At 33.3% G+C, this 18,857-nt stretch carries 18 protein-coding genes; 9 read left to right on the top strand and 9 right to left on the bottom strand.

Going from position 1 to position 18,857, the window contains the following annotated elements:
- Nucleotides 1-44: 44 nt before the first annotated feature.
- From WBG07_RS00275 to WBG07_RS00235, 9 genes are all read left to right on the top strand, one after another.
- Nucleotides 45-1,004 (top strand): Gfo/Idh/MocA family protein, encoded by a 960-nt coding sequence (locus tag WBG07_RS00275; RefSeq protein ID WP_340199313.1) that lies wholly within the window; start codon nucleotides 45-47, stop codon nucleotides 1,002-1,004.
- 78 nt (nucleotides 1,005-1,082) lie between these two features.
- Entirely contained in the window at nucleotides 1,083-1,970 is an 888-nt protein-coding gene (locus tag WBG07_RS00270) for a 3-hydroxyacyl-CoA dehydrogenase family protein (protein ID WP_340198464.1), read from the top strand.
- A 29-nt stretch (nucleotides 1,971-1,999) separates the two neighbouring features.
- Nucleotides 2,000-3,235 carry a DUF1015 domain-containing protein gene (locus tag WBG07_RS00265; protein ID WP_340198463.1) on the top strand — a complete coding sequence of 412 codons (1,236 nt, stop codon included), beginning with the start codon at nucleotides 2,000-2,002 and terminating at the stop codon, nucleotides 3,233-3,235.
- Nucleotides 3,236-3,271: 36 nt separating this feature from the next.
- Nucleotides 3,272-3,940 carry a YggS family pyridoxal phosphate-dependent enzyme gene (locus tag WBG07_RS00260; RefSeq protein WP_340198462.1) on the top strand — a complete coding sequence of 223 codons (669 nt, stop codon included), beginning with the start codon at nucleotides 3,272-3,274 and terminating at the stop codon, nucleotides 3,938-3,940.
- 18 nt (nucleotides 3,941-3,958) lie between these two features.
- The gene (locus tag WBG07_RS00255) at nucleotides 3,959-5,323 is read left to right on the top strand and encodes an exonuclease domain-containing protein (RefSeq protein WP_340198461.1); all 1,365 of its coding nucleotides are present in this window, start codon (nucleotides 3,959-3,961) and stop codon (nucleotides 5,321-5,323) included.
- Nucleotides 5,324-5,493: 170 nt separating this feature from the next.
- Nucleotides 5,494-6,321, top strand: a complete 828-nt coding sequence (locus tag WBG07_RS00250; RefSeq protein ID WP_340199312.1) for an ion transporter — start codon at nucleotides 5,494-5,496, stop codon at nucleotides 6,319-6,321.
- Between the two features lie 4 nt (nucleotides 6,322-6,325).
- Nucleotides 6,326-7,243, top strand: coding sequence for a tRNA (adenosine(37)-N6)-dimethylallyltransferase MiaA (gene miaA / locus WBG07_RS00245; RefSeq protein ID WP_340198459.1), 918 nt, complete (start codon nucleotides 6,326-6,328; stop codon nucleotides 7,241-7,243).
- A gap of 41 nt (nucleotides 7,244-7,284) precedes the next feature.
- Entirely contained in the window at nucleotides 7,285-7,788 is a 504-nt protein-coding gene (locus WBG07_RS00240; RefSeq protein ID WP_340198458.1) for a gluconokinase, read from the top strand.
- Nucleotides 7,785-9,122 carry a GntP family permease gene (locus WBG07_RS00235; RefSeq protein WP_340198457.1) on the top strand — a complete coding sequence of 446 codons (1,338 nt, stop codon included), beginning with the start codon at nucleotides 7,785-7,787 and terminating at the stop codon, nucleotides 9,120-9,122. The genes WBG07_RS00240 and WBG07_RS00235 overlap by 4 nt, the downstream gene beginning before the upstream one ends.
- Before the next feature lie 56 nt (nucleotides 9,123-9,178).
- Here the strand turns inward: WBG07_RS00235 and WBG07_RS00230 are convergent, their stop codons facing one another.
- The 9 genes from WBG07_RS00230 to coaBC all read right to left on the bottom strand — a co-directional run bounded on the left by WBG07_RS00230 (nucleotide 9,179) and on the right by coaBC (nucleotide 18,855).
- Entirely contained in the window at nucleotides 9,179-9,895 is a 717-nt protein-coding gene (locus WBG07_RS00230) for a response regulator transcription factor (RefSeq protein ID WP_340198456.1), read from the bottom strand.
- Between the two features lie 5 nt (nucleotides 9,896-9,900).
- A complete protein-coding gene (locus WBG07_RS00225; protein WP_340198455.1) occupies nucleotides 9,901-11,469 on the bottom strand; it encodes a sensor histidine kinase in 1,569 nt (522 codons plus the stop codon).
- Nucleotides 11,470-11,547: 78 nt separating this feature from the next.
- Nucleotides 11,548-12,132, bottom strand: a complete 585-nt coding sequence (coaE, locus tag WBG07_RS00220) for a dephospho-CoA kinase (RefSeq protein ID WP_340198454.1) — start codon at nucleotides 12,130-12,132, stop codon at nucleotides 11,548-11,550.
- Complete coding sequence (locus WBG07_RS00215; protein ID WP_340198453.1) at nucleotides 12,129-13,058, bottom strand: CdaR family protein; 930 nt, start codon at nucleotides 13,056-13,058, stop codon at nucleotides 12,129-12,131. The genes coaE and WBG07_RS00215 overlap by 4 nt, the downstream gene beginning before the upstream one ends.
- 38 nt (nucleotides 13,059-13,096) lie before the next feature.
- Nucleotides 13,097-14,098, bottom strand: coding sequence for a glycosyltransferase family 2 protein (locus WBG07_RS00210; RefSeq protein WP_340198452.1), 1,002 nt, complete (start codon nucleotides 14,096-14,098; stop codon nucleotides 13,097-13,099).
- Between the two features lie 73 nt (nucleotides 14,099-14,171).
- Nucleotides 14,172-14,987, bottom strand: coding sequence for an enoyl-ACP reductase FabI (locus WBG07_RS00205; protein WP_340198451.1), 816 nt, complete (start codon nucleotides 14,985-14,987; stop codon nucleotides 14,172-14,174).
- 60 nt (nucleotides 14,988-15,047) lie between these two features.
- Nucleotides 15,048-16,700 carry a DNA repair protein RecN gene (gene recN / locus WBG07_RS00200; RefSeq protein ID WP_340198450.1) on the bottom strand — a complete coding sequence of 551 codons (1,653 nt, stop codon included), beginning with the start codon at nucleotides 16,698-16,700 and terminating at the stop codon, nucleotides 15,048-15,050.
- A 57-nt stretch (nucleotides 16,701-16,757) separates the two neighbouring features.
- On the bottom strand, nucleotides 16,758-17,672 hold the full coding sequence (gene porD / locus WBG07_RS00195; protein ID WP_340198449.1) for a type IX secretion system protein PorD: 915 nt from the start codon (nucleotides 17,670-17,672) through the stop codon (nucleotides 16,758-16,760).
- The gene (gene coaBC / locus WBG07_RS00190; RefSeq protein ID WP_340198448.1) at nucleotides 17,650-18,855 is read right to left on the bottom strand and encodes a bifunctional phosphopantothenoylcysteine decarboxylase/phosphopantothenate--cysteine ligase CoaBC; all 1,206 of its coding nucleotides are present in this window, start codon (nucleotides 18,853-18,855) and stop codon (nucleotides 17,650-17,652) included. Before coaBC ends, porD begins: the two co-directional genes overlap by 23 nt.
- Between the last annotated feature and the right edge of the window lie 2 nt (nucleotides 18,856-18,857).

Here is an 18,857-nt window from a genome sequence, read left to right as displayed (position 1 = left end):
AAGAATGCTTCAATAATCTTATTTTTGCACAAAACAACATACTTATGTTAAAAGCTGGCGTATTAGGTGCGGGCCACCTTGGGAAGATTCATCTAAGGCTCTTACAACAATCTGAAAAATATGAACTTATAGGGTTTTATGATCCTGATCTAAAAAATGCGCAAAAAGTAGTTAAAGAGTCTGGATATACGCACTTCCCGATACTTGAAGATTTAATAAAAGCTGTAGATATGGTGGATATTGTAACGCCCACCCTTTCACATTTTGAATGTGCTGAAAAAGTTATTCTGGGAGGAAAACATGTTTTTATTGAAAAACCCATCGCTAATACCCTAGATGAGGCAGCACAAATAATTAAGTTGGCCAAGGAAAATAATGTCAAAGGTCAGGTTGGGCATGTAGAAAGGTTTAATCCGGCATTTACCGCTGTAAAGGAAAAAGTGCAAAATCCTATGTTTATAGAAACACATCGTCTTGCAGAATTCAATCCTAGAGGCACAGATGTACCTGTTGTGTTAGATCTAATGATTCATGATATCGATATTATTCTCAGCGTGGTTGACGCTAAGATTAAAAATATTCAGGCTAGTGGTGTTTCAGTAATAAGTAACTCTCCTGATATAGCAAATGCAAGATTAGAATTTGAAAACGGATGTGTAGCAAATCTAACTGCTAGTAGAATTTCCTTAAAAAACATGCGTAAATCTAGGTTCTTCCAGAAAGATGCTTACATATCTGTAGATTTTTTGGATAAAAATGTGGAAGTAGTTAAAATGAAAGATGCGCCAAAAACACCAGATGAGTTTGCGTTGATCTTACAAAACGCGGAAGGTGTAAAGAAGCAAATTTATTTTGAGAATCCTAAGATTATTGCTAATAATGCTATTTTGGATGAGTTGAATAGTTTTGCTGATGCTATTGAAAATGACACAACTCCTGTGGTTACACTTACGCAAGGAACCGAAGCACTCAAAATTGCACACGAAATTATTAGCATGCTCTAATGTGCGTATTGGAAAGCTTTTACAATAATTATTCCTACGGAAAAACATCCAATAGGTTTATAATAAATTAAATGTAATATGAAAAACATAGCCGTTATTGGAGCAGGTACTATGGGTAATGGAATTGCACATACTTTTGCTCAATTTGGTTTTAAGGTTCAGTTAATTGATATTTCTGAATCTTCTTTAAAAAAAGGGATCGCTGTTATTACAAAGAATCTTGATAGAATGATTGCTAAAGGCAGTATTTCAGAAACTATCAAAATAGAAACCCTTACAAACATTACCACACATACCAGTCTTGAGGAAGGTGTAGCAAATGTTGGATTGGTTGTAGAAGCCGCTACAGAGAATGTGGAGCTTAAACTAACTATTTTCAAACAATTGGATGAGTTGTGCCCAAAAGAGACCATTTTGGCAACTAATACTTCGTCTATATCCATTACTAAAATTGCTGCGGTAACTAATAGACCAAATCAAGTTATTGGGATGCATTTTATGAATCCTGTACCCTTGATGAAATTGGTTGAAATTATCAAAGGGTATTCTACTTCAGATGAAGTTACTCAGCAAATAGTTTCGTTATCGAAGGAATTAAATAAGGTGCCTGTTATTGTAAACGACTACCCAGGATTTGTAGCTAATAGAATATTGATGCCAATGATAAATGAAGCCATTGAAACACTCTATAATGGTGTTGCTGGAGTAGATGAAATAGATACGGTTATGAAATTAGGAATGGCTCACCCAATGGGGCCGTTACAATTAGCAGACTTTATAGGTCTTGACGTATGCCTTTCTATTTTGGAAGTCCTTTATGATGGATTTAAGAACCCTAAATATGCACCTTGTCCTCTCCTAGTAAACATGGTGAGAGCTGGTAAATATGGAGTGAAATCTGGAGAAGGTTTCTATGATTATTCCGAAAGTCGCAAAGCAGAAAAAGTGTCTGCCCAATTTGTTTAATAAAAACAACACCTTAAGGATTTACTAATATGGCCAAAATAGTACCATTTAAAGCAGTAAGGCCAAGTGATGATAAAGTGGCTTTAGTTCCGTCAAGATCTTACGAAGACTATTCAGATGAAGAACTAAATAGCGAATTGATGTTCAATCCGTTCTCATTTTTACATATAATCAATCCCGGTTTTAAATTTCATCAGGAGGTTTCTGGTTCGGAGCGATTTTCATTAGTAAAGAATAGGTATAGAGAGTTCAAAGAGGAAAAAGTATTTGTAACCGACGAAAAACCTTGTTTTTATTTATACCAAATGCAGACGAGGCACACTGTATTTTGTGGCATTCTAGCAGGTGCAGATTGTAAAGATTATGAAAATGATATCATCAAAAAACACGAAAACACTCTACAGAACAGGGAGCAAATTTTCAAAGAGTATCTTAAAACAGTAGGATTCAATGCAGAACCTGTATTACTTACCTATCCTGAACAACCAGAAATTGAAATTATTATAGCTAAGATTAAGAATACAAACCCTACATATAATTATACTTCCAAAGATCGTATCAAACATACACTCTGGATGATTCATGAGGAAGAAGATATTCATGCGTTACAATTGAGTTTTGAAAAACTTTCTTCACTTTATATAGCAGATGGGCATCATAGATGTGCTTCATCATTTTTACTAGCTGAAGATCTTAAGAATGAAAATTCAAATCACACAGGAGAAGAACCTTATAATTTTTTTATGAGTTATTTGATCTCTGAATCTAATCTTAAAATATTTGAGTTTAATAGAATGGTTAGTGATTTAAACGGTTTTACCAAAGAACGTTTTCTAATGGAATTGGATAAATATTTTAGGATTGAGAACAGAGGTCTTCAACTCTATAAGCCTTCCAAAAAACATCATTTCAGTATGTACTTGGATGGCGAATTCTATTCTTTGTATTTAAGGAAACCCTTATATGAATTTACGGATTCATTAAGTGAATTAGACACTCAGATTTTATATAAAACCATCTTAGAACCAATTTTAGGAGTTAAAGATTTACGCAATGATAGCAGAATTGAATACGGATATGGTAAGAATAACATATTGCAAATGAAGGATCTAATTGACCGAAAAAAGTTTGCTGTAGGTTTTAGTATGGTACCAGTTAATGTGTCTGAAATGAAAAAAATTGCAGATGAAGGATTACAAATGCCTCCTAAAAGCACCTATATAGAACCTAAACTTAGAAGCGGATTCACTATTTATGAATTCTAGTGAAACTGGATATACTTATGTGGTAAATTAAAAATTATGAGTATTAAAAAAAATCTAAATCAAATAAAAGCCACCTTACCTCCTAATGTGCAATTGGTAGCAGTATCCAAAACAAAACCAGTGGAGTTATTGATGGAAGCATATGAGGCAGGTCAACGTATTTTTGGAGAAAACAAAGTGCAGGAGATGACCGAAAAATGGGAACAAATGCCAAAGGATATAGAGTGGCATATGATAGGGCATGTTCAGAGAAATAAGGTGAAGTATATGGCTCCATATGTTTCCTTAATTCACGGGGTAGATAGCTTAAAGCTTTTAAAAGAAATCAATAAAAAAGCCGCTTCTCACAATAGAATTATTAAATGCCTTTTACAAATTCACATCGCTGAAGAAGAAACCAAATTTGGCTTAGATCAAAAGGAGTTATTTGAATTATTAGAATCTGCGGAAGTTTCAGAAATGCATCATATTTGTATCTCTGGTTTAATGGGGATGGCTACATTCACTAAAGACCAGCATCAAATTAAAAAGGAGTTTAATGAGCTTAAAAATTTATTTGACCTTATTAAACAAAAATATTCAAACCATAAGCAATATAAGCCAGAGATACTTTCTATGGGGATGAGCGGAGACTACCAAATAGCTATTGCTTGCGGAAGTAGTATGGTTAGAATAGGAAGTAGTATCTTTGGAGCACGAAACTAGTTATCTTAAAATCAATTCGTGTACGCAATAGTAGACATAGAAACCACCGGTGGTAAGTATAATGAAGAGGGAATCACAGAAATTGCAATCTACCGATATGACGGTCATAAAGTAACGGATAAATTTATAAGTCTGGTAAACCCTGAAAAGGAAATACAGGCTTTTGTGGCAAAACTTACAGGTATTAATAATCATATGCTTCGTAATGCTCCTAAATTTTATGAAATTGCCAAACGTATTGTTGAAATTACAGACGATTGTATTTTAGTGGCTCACAATGCAAATTTTGATAATCGTATTTTACGAACCGAGTTTAAAAGACTCGGATTTGATTATCAACGAAAAACTTTATGTACAGTTGAGCTCTCTAAAAAATTGTTACCCGGAAAAGACTCTTATAGTCTTGGTAAACTAGTTAGATCTCTTGGCATCCCTGTAAGTGATCGTCATCGAGCAAATGGTGATGCTATGGCAACAGTTAAGCTCTTTAAATTATTGCTTTCAAAAGATAAAGAGAAGAAAATCATTAAAGAATCGGTCATAACCGAAATAGAAACTCAGTTACAGCCTAAGCTATTAGATATTGTAGAACAACTTCCTTCAGCTACTGGTGTATTTTACATCCATAATGAAGATGGAGAAATTATTTATATTGGTAAAAGCAAAAATATTAAAAGAAAAGTAAACAAACATTTTACATCTTCAGACAATAAATCCAAAAGGATTCAAAATTTAGTGCATGCCGTTACTTATGAAGAAACCGGTAATGAATTAGTTTCGCTGCTTAAAGAGTACGAAGAATTAAGAATTAATAAACCCATGCTCAATTTTCACAGAAAGAGAAGGAAATTTAATATAGGTTTATTCAAACATATTGATGAGAGCGGTTTAATTAACCTACACATAAAAAAAACAGATAGACAAAGTAAACCATCTTTGACTTTTACTAATATTCATGAAGCAAATAATGTACTTTATAAAATGGCAGAAGAATTTACACTTTGTCATAAATACATTGGTCTTTCACAAGCCAAAAAAGGATGTTATAATAATGAAATCAATAAATGTAAAGGTATTTGTGTTGGAGAAGAATCTAAAGAAGCATATAATGAACGTGTTGAAAAAGCAATTATTAAGTTCACATATCCTTTCAAAAATATGATTATTGTAGACCGTGGTCGGGAAGTACATGAAAGGAGTGCTATTTTAATTGAAAATAACAAATTTCAAGGATTTGGCTTTTATGATCTTAATCACCAGATTAGTAATCCAGAAATTCTTAAAAACATGATTACTTCAATTCAAAACAATGCAGAGTTAACTCATATTATTCAATCTTACATTCGCAAAAGAAGAGTTCAAAAGATTATTGAATTGCAATAACAACTGGTATTCTGAACTTTAACTTCTAAGGTAAACCCGTTAACTCACATGGCTATTTGTACACTTTTTCAATTCTAATAACAATACATCATTACACAAACGTAATTATGCAAATATAAGCTTGCATTTCTTGATAAAAAATAAGTACTTTTAAACATAAAATAAACCGTATCGATTCATCTTCTAATAAATGGAAACAAAAACTTCATGAAATAATTTATGAAGCGGATACTCCTTTGGGGAAAGCATTTGACGTTTTACTCTTTTTCATCATTATTATTAGTATAATCATAGTAATGCTAGAAAGCGTTCGTGATATTGATATCAAATACCATAGCTTTTTAGTAACTGCTGAATGGGTTATTACCATATTTTTTACGATAGAATATATTGCCCGTATTATAAGTATTAAAAAATCTTGGAATTATATTTTTAGCTTCTATGGTATCATAGATTTGCTTTCTACAATTCCTTTATATATTTCTTATTTTTTTGCAGGCTCGCAAGTATTACTTGCCGTTAGGGCTTTTAGATTATTGAGAATTTTTAGGATTCTTAAATTAGTTCGTTTTTTGGGTGAAGCTTCTCAATTATCTAAAGCATTAAAAGCAAGCAAGGCCAAAATTGCAGTTTTCATTTATACAGTGCTGGTATTATCAGTAATAATGGGAACAACAATGTATCTAATAGAAAGTGATGAAAGTGGTTTTACCAGTATTCCAAGAAGTATTTATTGGACTATTGTTACCTTAACTACTGTTGGTTATGGAGATATTGCGCCACAGACTGCATTAGGTCAGGCAATTGCTACTATTATCATGATCTTAGGGTATGGAATAATTGCGGTACCTACTGGCATTGTGACGGTGGAATTTGCTAAACACAATGATCAAAAAAAAATACATCTCAATACACAAAATTGTCCCTGTTGTGGAGCAGAAGGACATATGGACAAAGCTATATACTGTTTTAAATGCGGAGAAGAATTAAATCCGTAAATGTATGAACTCCTCTCCTTCTCCAAAAACATTAATCGTAATAAATGGCCCTACGGCTATTGGTAAAACTGCATTGTCCATTAAACTTGCAACTCATTATGACACGGAAATTATATCTGCAGATTCAAGACAATTTTACAAGGAAATGAATATTGGAACTGCAGTTCCAAACAAAGAAGAATTAGCGGCAGTCCCCCACCATTTTATTCAACATAAAAGTATTCATGATTCTTATAATGTTGGAGATTATGAGAATGAAGTAATTGCTAAAATCACTGAACTTTTTAGCCTCAAAAATGTATTGATTCTTGTAGGCGGGAGCGGATTGTATATAAAAGCTATATTAGAAGGAATGGATGAATTTCCAGAAATAGATGCTTCTATTAGAGAAGAGTTAAATCTTCAATTAACTGAAAAAGGTATTTCATATTTACAAAACCTCTTAAAACAAGTAGATCCCGATTACTACAGCAAAGTAGACTTAAATAATCCACAAAGAATTATCAGAGCTTTAGAAGTAAGTATTCAAACGCAAAAACCATATTCTTCCTTTCTAAAGAAAAAACAAACAATTAGAGCCTTTCAAGCTGTTAATTTGGCTTTAAATGCTCCTCGAAACATTATCTATGACCGGATTAATCTAAGAGTAGATCTCATGATGAAAGAAGGTCTTCTGGAAGAAGTAGTAAAACTATACCCTTACAAAGACTTGAATGCTTTACAAACCGTAGGATACAAAGAACTATTTAACTACATAGACGGTATCTATCCCCTTGAGTTTGCTGTTTCGGAAATTAAGAAGAATACAAGAAGGTATGCAAAGAGACAACTCACTTGGCTTAGAAAGGATTCTAGTATAGTGTGGATAGAATATGATGCCGATTTCAAAACAATTATAGATAACATATCTAAGAAAATATAGTTCCTTAAGGTCTTAATAAGACTAAAAGTATAATCGTAACCATGTGTAAAGCCATTTTTATTACAGGAGTCTCAGGTGCTGGGAAAAGTACTATTGGCAGACTTTTAAGTGAAGCAATAAACATTCCGTTTTTTGATGGAGATGATTATCATTCAATGGACAACAAGAACAAAATGAGCCAAGGTATTCCTTTAAATGATCAAGATCGCCGTGGTTGGTTAGAGACCATTAATGCGCTAGCAAAACAAGAAATCAAAAAAAAAGGATGTGTTATTGCCTGCTCTGCGCTTAAGCAAAATTATAGAAATTTGCTCACTTTGGAAATAACCAACAATACTATCTTTGTTTTTCTTGAAGGCTCTTTTGAATTAATTCAGGATAGAATGAAACAAAGAACAGGTCATTTTATGCCTATCTCTCTTTTAAAGTCGCAATTTGAAATTCTAGAGATACCCAAAAATGTATTTACAATCTCTATTAAAAAACCCCCAAATGAAATTGTACAGCAAATTAAACGTCACCTGCAAAATCAAGTAGCCGGATGATAGATTTTATACTTCTTACCAATATCATTATTGGTATTCTAATTTTACTCGTATTAATTTTACGGGTAAAACTCCCTGCCTTTATTGCGCTTCTTATTGCAAGTATTATTACAGGGTTGTTAGCAGGATTGGAATCAGATGAGATTGTTAATACAATCACAGATGGTATGGGAGGAACACTAGGCTTTGTTGCTACCGTGGTTGGATTAGGTGCTATATTTGGTGGAATTCTTGAGCATTCTGGTGGAGCTAATGCTATAGCAAACTATTTAATGCAACGAATGGGTATGAATAGAGCGCCTTTGGCAATAATGATCTCAGGTTTTATAATTGCCATTCCTGTTTTTTTTGATGTTGCCTTTATTATTCTTATTCCAGTAATTTATGCAATACAACGTAAGACAAAAAAATCGCTGCTGTTATATGCAATACCTCTATTAGCAGGTCTTGCAGCCACCCATGCATTTATTCCTCCAACTCCTGGCCCTATTGCTGTAGCAGAATTGGTAGATGCAGATATGGGATGGGTAATTTTGATAGGATTTATGGCTGGATTACCAGCGGTATTAGTAAGTGGTTTGTTTTTTGGAAAGTATATCGCAAGTAAAATACACATTGAAGCACCCATTGAAATTTTGAGAAATGTTACAAAAGAATTACCAGATGCCAGACTCATATTTGCCATAATTGTTATTCCTATCGTTCTTATCTTGCTTAATACTTTCGTTAGTAGCAATCTTATTGGGGTTCCCAACGAATACATAAAAAACAGTATTCAATTAATTGGTCATCCATTTGTGGCATTAATAATCGCAAACTTAATTGCTTGGTATAGTTTAGGAATTTTGAGAGGCATAAAAAATCATGAAATGCTGAAGATCTCAGCTAAGTCGTTTGAACCGGCAGGAACTATCATTTTACTAACTGGTGCAGGGGGTGTTTTTAAACAAGTTCTTATCAATACTGGTGCCGGTAAAATGTTGGCTACCTCCCTTATTGAAATTGAGTTTCCAATTCTAGTATTTGGCTTTCTCACGGCTGCAATTGTTAGAATAGTTCAAGGGTCTGCAACTGTAGCAATGATTACAGCTGCGGGATTAGTTGCGCCTCTTTTGCATGGAACAGACCTGTACGGTGCTTCGTTGGCTTGTCTTGTTATAGCCATTGCTTCTGGTGCTTCCATTTTTTCACATGTAAATGACAGTGGATTTTGGTTAGTTGGTCAATATTTACATCTCACGGAGAAACAGACTTTTAAAACATGGTCTGTAATGACTACATTATTGGCATTAACCGGTTTTTTGATGGTTTTACTGATTAACAGTTTTCTATAAAAAAACCGCATTGTTTATTTAAAACAATACGGTTACTATTTATCTACTAAGGATTCTTATTGTTGCGCTTCGCTTTTCACCACTAAACGAAAACCTTCTCCGTGAATATTTAAAATTTCTACTTCTTCATCTTTCTTTAGATACTTACGTAGTTTTGCTATATACACATCCATACTTCTGGAGGTAAAATAATTATCGTCTCTCCATATTTTAGTAAGTGCTAATTCACGAGGCATTAAATCATTTTCATGCAATGCTAACAAACGTAACAACTCATTTTCTTTTGGTGATAACTTGATAGGCTCTTCTTCTTTATAGGTAAGGAACCGTAACTTTGAATTAAGATGAAAACCTCCAATTTTAAATTCAAACTGTTTGCTATCTGCCACAGAATCTGAAGATTTACGTTGCATTATAGCCTTTATTTTAAAAAGCAAAACCTCAGAATCAAAAGGTTTATTCAAATAATCATCAGCACCAGCTTTGTAACCTTTTAAAACATCTTCCTTCATTGTTTTTGCGGTGAGGAAAATAATGGGGATATTTTCATCTTTTTCACGAATCTCCTTTGCCAAGGTAAATCCATCTTTATAAGGCATCATAACATCCAAGATGCAAAGATCATAATTATCCTTTTTAAATTTTTCAAAACCTTCCATACCATTTTTAGCCAACATCACGTCAAAATCATTCATGGTTAGGTAGTCTTTTAAGACCACTCCAAAATTGGGATCATCTTCTACCAACAATATTTTTTTATTTGCTTTTTCCATAATTTTTATATTAAAGGTAACTTTATATAAAAGGTACTTCCTTTATCTTTTTCACTTTCTACGTAGATTTCTCCTTGATGATCATCTACAATTTTTTTAACATATGCTAAACCGAGACCATGCCCTTTAACATTATGTATGTTTCCTGTATGTTCTCGATAGAATTTTTCAAAAATACGTTTTGCCACAGCCTTACTCATTCCTGCACCGTGATCTGTAATTTTAACCACAATACTATTTTTTACAATTTCGGTAGATACATTAATTTTAGGAGCATCTGGTGAATATTTTATAGCATTATCTAAAATATTCACAATAACATTCGTAAAATGCACATCATTAGCTAATATTTCACTCCTTTCTGCATCTAAATGCTGTTCTATATAACCACCTCTATCTTCCACAATAAGGGATACATGCAGCACGGCATCATCTATTACATCATGAAGATCTACTCTATCCTTACTAATATCTAATTGATTTTTCTCAAGTTTAGAAATTCTAAGAACATTTTCTACCTGTGCATGCATTCGTTTATTTTCATCCTTAATCATTTGCAAATACCGTTTAACTTTTTCTTCATCACCAAATGTTTTCGGATTTTTAATTGCATCTAAGGCTAAGTTAATGGTAGCTATGGGAGTTTTAAACTCATGCGTCATATTATTAATAAAATCTGTTTTAATTTCCGAGATTTGCTTTTGTCTTATTAACTGATAGAGAGCACTAGAGTACGCAATTATAATTACTAAGGTAAATATGACTGAAAGAAAAGCCATGGTCATTATGCTTGAAATAAGAAACTTTTTCTTTTTAGGAAAACTTACCAGCAAATCATAGTCACTAACGTTCTCGTTATCAATAAATAAAGGAGTTCTGTATCTAGTTGATTGCGAAAGCACAAAACCTCTAGATCTCACTTTTGTTGCCAACCCTTTGCTGTAGATTCCGAATTCAAAATCTACATCCATATTTCTATCTTCTAATTCCCGTTGTATTGCAAATCTTATTTCTCTTACATTAGTACGTTTATGAATAGGCTTTGCTTTCGCAATGTCCCTGTAAGAAGTTTCAAAAGCAGCTTTATCAATTTCGTCCAATCTTCCAATCTTCCGCATAACCTGTTCTTCGTCTACTTTTTTTCCGTCTAGGCTCAATCCCTCCCGAATCAGTTTTGACTCTCTTGAACTAATAAATCTTTTAATATTTACACTATCCAGACCGTTTTCAAAGAACGCAGAAGAATAACCGTAATCTTCTTCCAATATACCATGAGAATAGATAAACTGTTCGTTAGTCTTACTATCTGTTTGTATTACAAAAAGTTTGGAGATTTCTGAGATTTTTGGATCTTCTAAGCTATCTAAGCCTGAGACAACAATATCTATAAAATCCTTAATTTCTCTTCGTTGAATACTTTCAGCTACTGATATCAGTATCTGATTTGCATTCATTGAAAACTGCTCCTCTTTATTGTCTATAGTAGCTTTAATCCAGTAACCCTGAACAAAAATAATTCCAATAAGTGATAAACTCATTAAAACTACCAACAGAACGAATAATCTCTTACTCATTTATTCAAAATTAAAGGTTTCGTATTGCTTTCAAACTGCTTTTAACCTAAACTTAACAAAAATGTTAAAATTGTATATTTATGTTGATTTATTAAGTAACTCGTGGTGAATTTCCAGAACCTGTTCTTGTGTCTTCTCCAGAGAAGAGTTATAAATTACATAATCTGAACGTTCTATTTTTTGCTTATCACTCCATTGATGCTGCATCCGCTCACGAATAGTGTTTTCATCAATTGAATCTCTTTGCATGACTCTTTTAATACGCACTTTCTCTGGTGCAGTTACAGTAATAATAAAATCACAATCCTTATGGCTTCCAGACTCAAAAAGAATAGCGGCCTCTTTAATGACATATACAGCATCCTGATTCTTATACCAATTCATAAAATGAATTTTGACAGCTGGATGTATTATGTTATTTAATTCTTGTAATTTTTCAGCATCTTTAAAGACTAATGAACTTATAAAGGCTCTGTCTGGTTCTTGACCTTTATAAGCTTTTTTCCCTAAAAGATTTATAACTTGGTTTTTTACTTTTGAAGACGCTACCAATAATTTTTTAGCCTCAATATCTGCAACATATATAGGGACTCCCAATTCTTGAAACATTTTTGCAACAGTAGATTTACCACTGCCTATGCCTCCGGTTAACCCAATAATCATTCTTTCTTAATTAAAAATTCAACTTTCTTATCTAAAATTTCTGCCGATCTCAAGTACTCGGGGTACTTTTTGATAGTAGGAATTAAAACCCCTTTATCTTCTATTTCATTAAAATCGGCTACTACCAAAACATCATCTGCTAAAACTTTCTTGATATCTAAAAGGCTTCCGCGGCATTTTACATTCACTTTGTCTGGAAATAAGCGAATTGAAACCTGATCTGGTTTGTTATTTATAATTATAGGTACTTCCAATATTTTTTCTGTATAACGAACCACCTTACCCTTTATTTGTATGGTTTGGGCGCTCAGTTGAACAGGCTCCAGCGCTTCTGAAATAACCAGTGCTGCTTCTACAGAGAAATCTGTATTTACATCATTTAGTACAATTTTTTCAGTTTCAAGAGAAGAAAGTGTATCCACAACATTTTCTGGGCCACTTACTGTTATAGAGTCGGGATTGATTTCAAAATCACCATATAAATCAAAATCACGTTCAAATAAAACGGTTAAATTTGGTGTTATTGGAACTTTTTTTTCGCTATTTTTCCCCAATTCAATAGCAATAAACCCCATTTGTAAATTTTGAAAACTTACATCTTTATCTAGTTGTTCTTTTACGGCTGCTTCAAGATATTGGGTGTTTAAAACATATACTCCATCCTTATTTTCTGCTCTGGAAACATCTAATTTTAATGTTCTTTTAAAAATACGATGCCTTATAATGGCGTACCCACCAGCTTTTATAGACACATCAATGGAAGCGGTTGGATTACCAAGAATGAGCTTATCATCTGGGACAGAAACATATGCTATGTCGAAATTAAGTATGGCATTGTGTGATTCAGATAGCTTGATAAAAAACCAAAGTATAAAAGTGATTCCAAAAAAAAGTATAAACTCAGATAGTTTACGGCGCTTGACCATACTTTTAATAACAGTATTCCAGTGTTTTTTAACCATTCTTATGAAAAAAATAATTTTGGAAATGCTTTTTCAGGTTTTCTTTTTAAAACACCTACATTCCAAGTGGATTTTATAAAACCATATCCATATCCAAAAAATTGAACACAAATAGCGGGAACAGATAATAAGGCAACATATAAACTTTTATTTTTGATTAAAGAATCAATAAAAGTGACTAAAAAATACGTAATTAATAATAAAAGAGGAAGTATCACTCCAAAAAAACTAAGACTTATTGCAATGAAACTAGTGAAAACAAAAAAACTAGGAAACCAATAGGTTAATTTTTGAGTTTCTGGATGCCAAACATTTAAAATGGGTCTGGTAAGTCCAAACTTGTGGACTTGCTGATAAAATTTTTCCCAAGAAATTCTCCTTTTATGATATACAAAAGCATCTTCAATAAGTCGTGTATTAAAACCATTATTCCAGATTCTTATTGTTAAATCAGGATCTTCTCCGGGGTGTATTTTACCGAATCCTCCTGTTTTTTCAAATGCAATTTTAGAGATTCCCATATTAAAACTTCTAGGTTGAAATTTATCAATAGCTCTTTTATGACCACGAATACCTCCCGTAGTTAAAAAAGAGGTCATGGCATAATTAATTGCTTTTTGAAGGGGTGTAAAGGAATCGTGAGCGGCGTCTGGCCCTCCAAAACAATCAACAAAATTAGATTCTAAGGAGGTATAAACAGTTTCTATGTATTGTGGTGGTAAAATACAGTCTGAATCTAATATAACAAAATAGTTGCCTTTGGCAATTTGCATTCCATAATTTCTAGAATCCCCAGGACCAGAATTCTCCTTAAAAAAATAAGAAATATTTAATTTTGAAGTATATTGATTTACTATATCATCCGATTTCAATGTGCTACCATCTTCAATAATTACCACTTCAAACTTTCTCTTGGTCGTTTGAATTGAAAGACTTTGTAATAACTCATCAATTTCTTCTGGACGGTTATATACAGGAATAATAAGAGAAATATATAATTTCATTATGTAAAGGTACTTAATTGAATAAAAAAAGCCGCTTTTAAAAGCGGCTAATGCTATTTAATAGAATAAGCCGTTATTCTTCTATAAATTTATCCATTACCTCATTACTAACTCCCGTATTGGAAAAACCTCCATCGTGAAATAGATTCTGCATGGTTACTTTTTTGGTTAAATCTGAAAAAAGAGAAATCGTATAATCAGCGCAATCCTGAGCAGTCGCATTTCCCAGTGGTGACATCATTTCTGCATATGCTATAAAACCGTCAAAACCTTTTACTCCCTGCCCTGCTGTTGTAGGTGTTGGAGATTGAGAAATTGTATTCACCCTAACATTTTTTTCTTTTCCAAAGAAATAACCAAAGCTCCTAGCGATAGATTCAAGAAATGCTTTATTATCTGCCATGTCATTATAATCAGGAAATGTACGTTGGGCAGCCATATAGGTCAATGCTACAATACTCCCCCACTCGTTCATGGCATCTGCCTTGTACAAAGTTTGCATCACTTTGTGAAAAGAGACTGCAGAAACATCCCAACCCTTAGTAGTAAAATCATATTTTTGATCTGTATACGGTCTACCTTTTCTAACATTCACAGACATCCCGATAGAATGTAACACAAAATCTATTTTACCACCCAAAATTTCCATTGATTTTGTAACAAGATTTTCTAAATCTTCAATGCTAGTTGCATCTGCTGGAATTATTTCAGAGCCAGTTTTTTCCGCTAATTCCTTAATCTGTCCCATTCTCATTGCTATTGGTGCATTCGTAAGAACAAAGGTACCTCCTTCTTCATGTACCCTTTCTGCAGTTTTCCATGCGATAGAGTTTTCATCAAGTGCCCCAAAAATAATTCCTTTTTTCCCTTTTAATAAGTTATATGACATAGTGTTGATTTTAATTATGGCCAATCAATATTTAATGCTTCAAAGATATTTAAAATTTGTTCAATTAAGAAGTTCTCTTGCATGTGCCAGGGCAGATTCACTCAATGATTTACCACCCAACATTTCAGCGAGCTCAAGAACCCTTTCTTTATCATTGAGCTTTATTATATCAGTAGTAGTTATATCTTTACTATCCGTTTTAAAAACTTTAAAATGTTGTACCCCTTTTGCCGCAACCTGTGGTAGATGAGTGATTGTAAATACTTGCATATTTTGGCTCATTTCTTTCATTATATCACCCATTTTGTTAGAAACCTCTCCAGAAACACCGGTGTCAATCTCATCAAACATGATGGTGGGGAGCTTTACGTGTTTTGCCAATATTGCCTTAATACTTAACATAATTCGTGAAAGTTCTCCTCCTGAGGCTACTTTTTTTAGTTCGCCAAAATCCGTTCCTTTATTAGCAGCAAAAAGAAAACTAAGTATGTCTTTACCATTTTCATTAAACCCCAAAGCTTTTTCTAGACTCACCTGAAACTTCGCATTATTCATACCTAATCCCTCTAGGGAATTTTCAAGATAATCAACTAAAACAGGAATTGCTCTTTCTCTATGTTGGTGAAGTTTCTCAGCAATTTTATTTAGAATATCTTCATGTTTTTTAACATCCTTTTTAGCCTGTAAGATATCTGTTTCCAGGTTTTCACTAATGGCAACTTTTTTTTCCAGTTCCTCCTGAAACTTTATAAGCTCTTTAATTTCAAGAACCTGATGTTTCTTTTGCAGATCGTACAACAATTGAAGTTTGCTATGTGTTTCTTCAAGTAATTCAGGATTAACTTCTAGGTCTTCCTCTAATGATTTTAACTCATCAAGAGCATCATCTAATTCAATATAAACAGATACAACTCTAGATGCTAATGCTTCAAACTTATAGCCAAAAACTGCAATCTTTTGAAGTGTGTTTTTTAAGACAGTAAGTTGAGCCAGTGTGCCCACTTCATCTGCACCAAGAAGTTGATTCCCAAAAGCAAGCTTTTCTCTTATTTCCTCCACATTATTTAACTTCTCATAAATAGACTCCAATTCTTCCTGCATTCCATCATAAAGATTTGCTTCTTGTAGTTCTTTTAGTAAAAAGGTATTGTAATCTTCTTCTTTATTGGCTTCAATTTGAAAATTTTGAAGCTTTTGTAATTTTGTTGTTGCTTCACGAAAGTGTTTTAAATGCGCTCTATAATTTTCTAACAAAGATTTATTATCGGCAACAGCATCAATAACTTTAAGCTGAAATTCGTTAGCCGTTAATTCAAGTGTCTGATGTTGAGAATGAATATCTATTAATCTCTTACCTATGGCTTGAACTGCTGTAAGATTGCATGGTGTATCATTAATAAAAGCTCTGGATTTACCACTTGGAAGGATTTCTCTACGTATTATGGTCTGATTTTCAAAGTCTATGTCATATTCACTAAAAAGTGATTTTAATCCGTAAGTATGTATATTAAAAACTGCTTCTACAATACATTTTTCTTCTTTATTACGCAAACTATTAAGGTCTGCCCTATTACCGAGCACCAAAGATAAAGCCCCTAAAAGAATTGATTTTCCTGCCCCAGTTTCCCCTGTAATAACGCTAAGTCCTTCTGAAAAATCTATTTCCAGATGGTCTATTAAAGCATAATTCTTAATGGAAAGTGAAATTAACAATGCAATGGTTTTTTAAGACCTCAAATATACATGTAATTTAGATTTGGAAGAAGCCCGTTAATATTTAATTTCCTTCCATGTATTGGCATAAAATGGAGCCACTTTGTTAAGTGAGTTTTTAAGATTGATAACGTCAATTTTAGGTCCACCTGAAAAAACACCGAGAATTTCTTCCGATTTTGCATCAAAAAAGGTTTGTAAAAGAAAAGCATTAGGCCTTCTGGCAACCAAAGATTCAAACATTTTCATACAGCCTATGATTTGTTGTTTAGCCAATGTCATATTATCGGTCATTGAGTCCAATCCTAATCGATGATAATTATACATAGCAGTTCGATATTCTTTAAAGGTATTTGATAACAAATTGTCAATGAGCTCCCATCTTGTTCTATTTCCATCTGCTTGTTGCCAGCCTAGAAACCCACTACCTTGAGCCAAATTCACTACATTTCTAGCCTTTTCAAAGTAGGGTGTGCCTCCATTTTTCTCAAAGGTATCAGCATCAATACCAAGAATAATATATACGTAATAAGTGATCACACTCACTAAATTTGATTCAAATGAGTTTGGGTTAAAGAAAAGCGGCTCAAATTCAAGGTATGAAAAATTAAACTGCCGATCGTTATAGTTAAAAATAGGGGAATCATAACTTGAATGAAATACAGGGCGACTAGATTGAACCTGAATAGTTCCTGAAAACTGACTACTTCCATCAAATTCTGTGATGGTGAGCAACATACTGCAATTAATACGTTCTTGTTGTTTAAAATTTTTATTAGTCCACTTGGCTTTATTGACATAATCATTCAAAGATCTTTCCAGCGTCTTAAAAATTTGCTGGTTAGTTTGCCCTACCTGATCTGAATTAACAATAATACTGCAATTTAACTCTTGAGCATTACCTTTAGTGTTTAAAAAAAAGGCAATAAAAAGAGTCAGAAAATAAAACTTATAGTCTGCGTAAAATTTCATCGAAAATATCTTTGGCAACTTCATCTTTTGGTTTTAGTTCAAAAGGGATTTGATGTGTTCCCTTATCAATAAAAGTAATCTTATTTGTTGGCTTTCCAAAACCAGCACCTTCATCATTTAATGAATTAAGTACAATGGCATCCAGATTTTTTCTTTTCAACTTTCCTATGGCGTTTTCCAATTCGTTATTAGTTTCTAAAGCAAAGCCAACTAGAAATTGCTTCTTTTTTAAAGCGCCTAGTGATGCAAGAATATCTTTGGTTCTTTCCAACTCTATCTGTAACGCTGTATTTGTTTTTTTTATTTTCTGATCAGCAATATTTTTTGGACGGTAATCTGCAACTGCTGCTGCTAGTATAGCGATATTGGTATCTGAAAATGAAGCATGTGCAGCCTCATACATTTGCTCCGCATTAACAACTCTAATGACTTCTATACCATCGTGTATTATATTTAAGTGAGTTGGCCCCGTAATCAAAGTTACTGTTGCGCCCATATTAGCGGCGCATGCTGCCAAGGCAAATCCCATCTTTCCAGAAGAGTGATTACCTATAAACCTTACTGGATCTATTGCCTCATAGGTTGGCCCAGCTGTAATGAGTACTTTTTTCCCATACAAGGGTAAATCTTGTAGAATTGAATTAGTAATAAAATTAAAAATATCTTCTGGCTCTGCCATCCTTCCCTCGCCAATGAGACCACTTGCTAATTCTCCATAAGCAGATGGAATCATACGATTTCCAAATGAAAACAATTTTTGGAAGGATTCTTTTGTAGAAGGATGCTTATACATATCTAAATCCATAGCTGGAGCAAAATAAACGGGACACTTTGCAGAAAGATAGGTAGCTAATAAAATATTATCTGAAGTACCAGATGCCATTTTGGAAAGAGTGTTTGCTGTTGCGGGAGCTATCAAAAACAAATCACCCCATAATCCCAACTCCACATGATTATTCCAAAGGGCATTCTCGTCTTCTTCTACTGTAAAAGAAGAAAGCACTGGGTTTTTACTTAAAGTAGAAAGCGTTAAAGGGGTAACAAAAGCCTTCGCATCTTCAGTCATAATTACTTTGACTTCGGCTCCAGCTTTAATGAACAATCTTACCAGTAAAGGGATTTTATAAGCGGCAATACCCCCGGTAATACCTAAAAGTACCTTTATACCACTTAATATAGACATAC

Origin of the sequence: Ascidiimonas meishanensis (assembly GCF_037782385.1) — a bacterium.
Lineage (GTDB): Bacteria > Bacteroidota > Bacteroidia > Flavobacteriales > Flavobacteriaceae > Ascidiimonas > Ascidiimonas meishanensis.
Note: the sequence above shows the minus strand (reverse complement) of the source record. Positions and strands in the feature narration are given on the sequence as shown.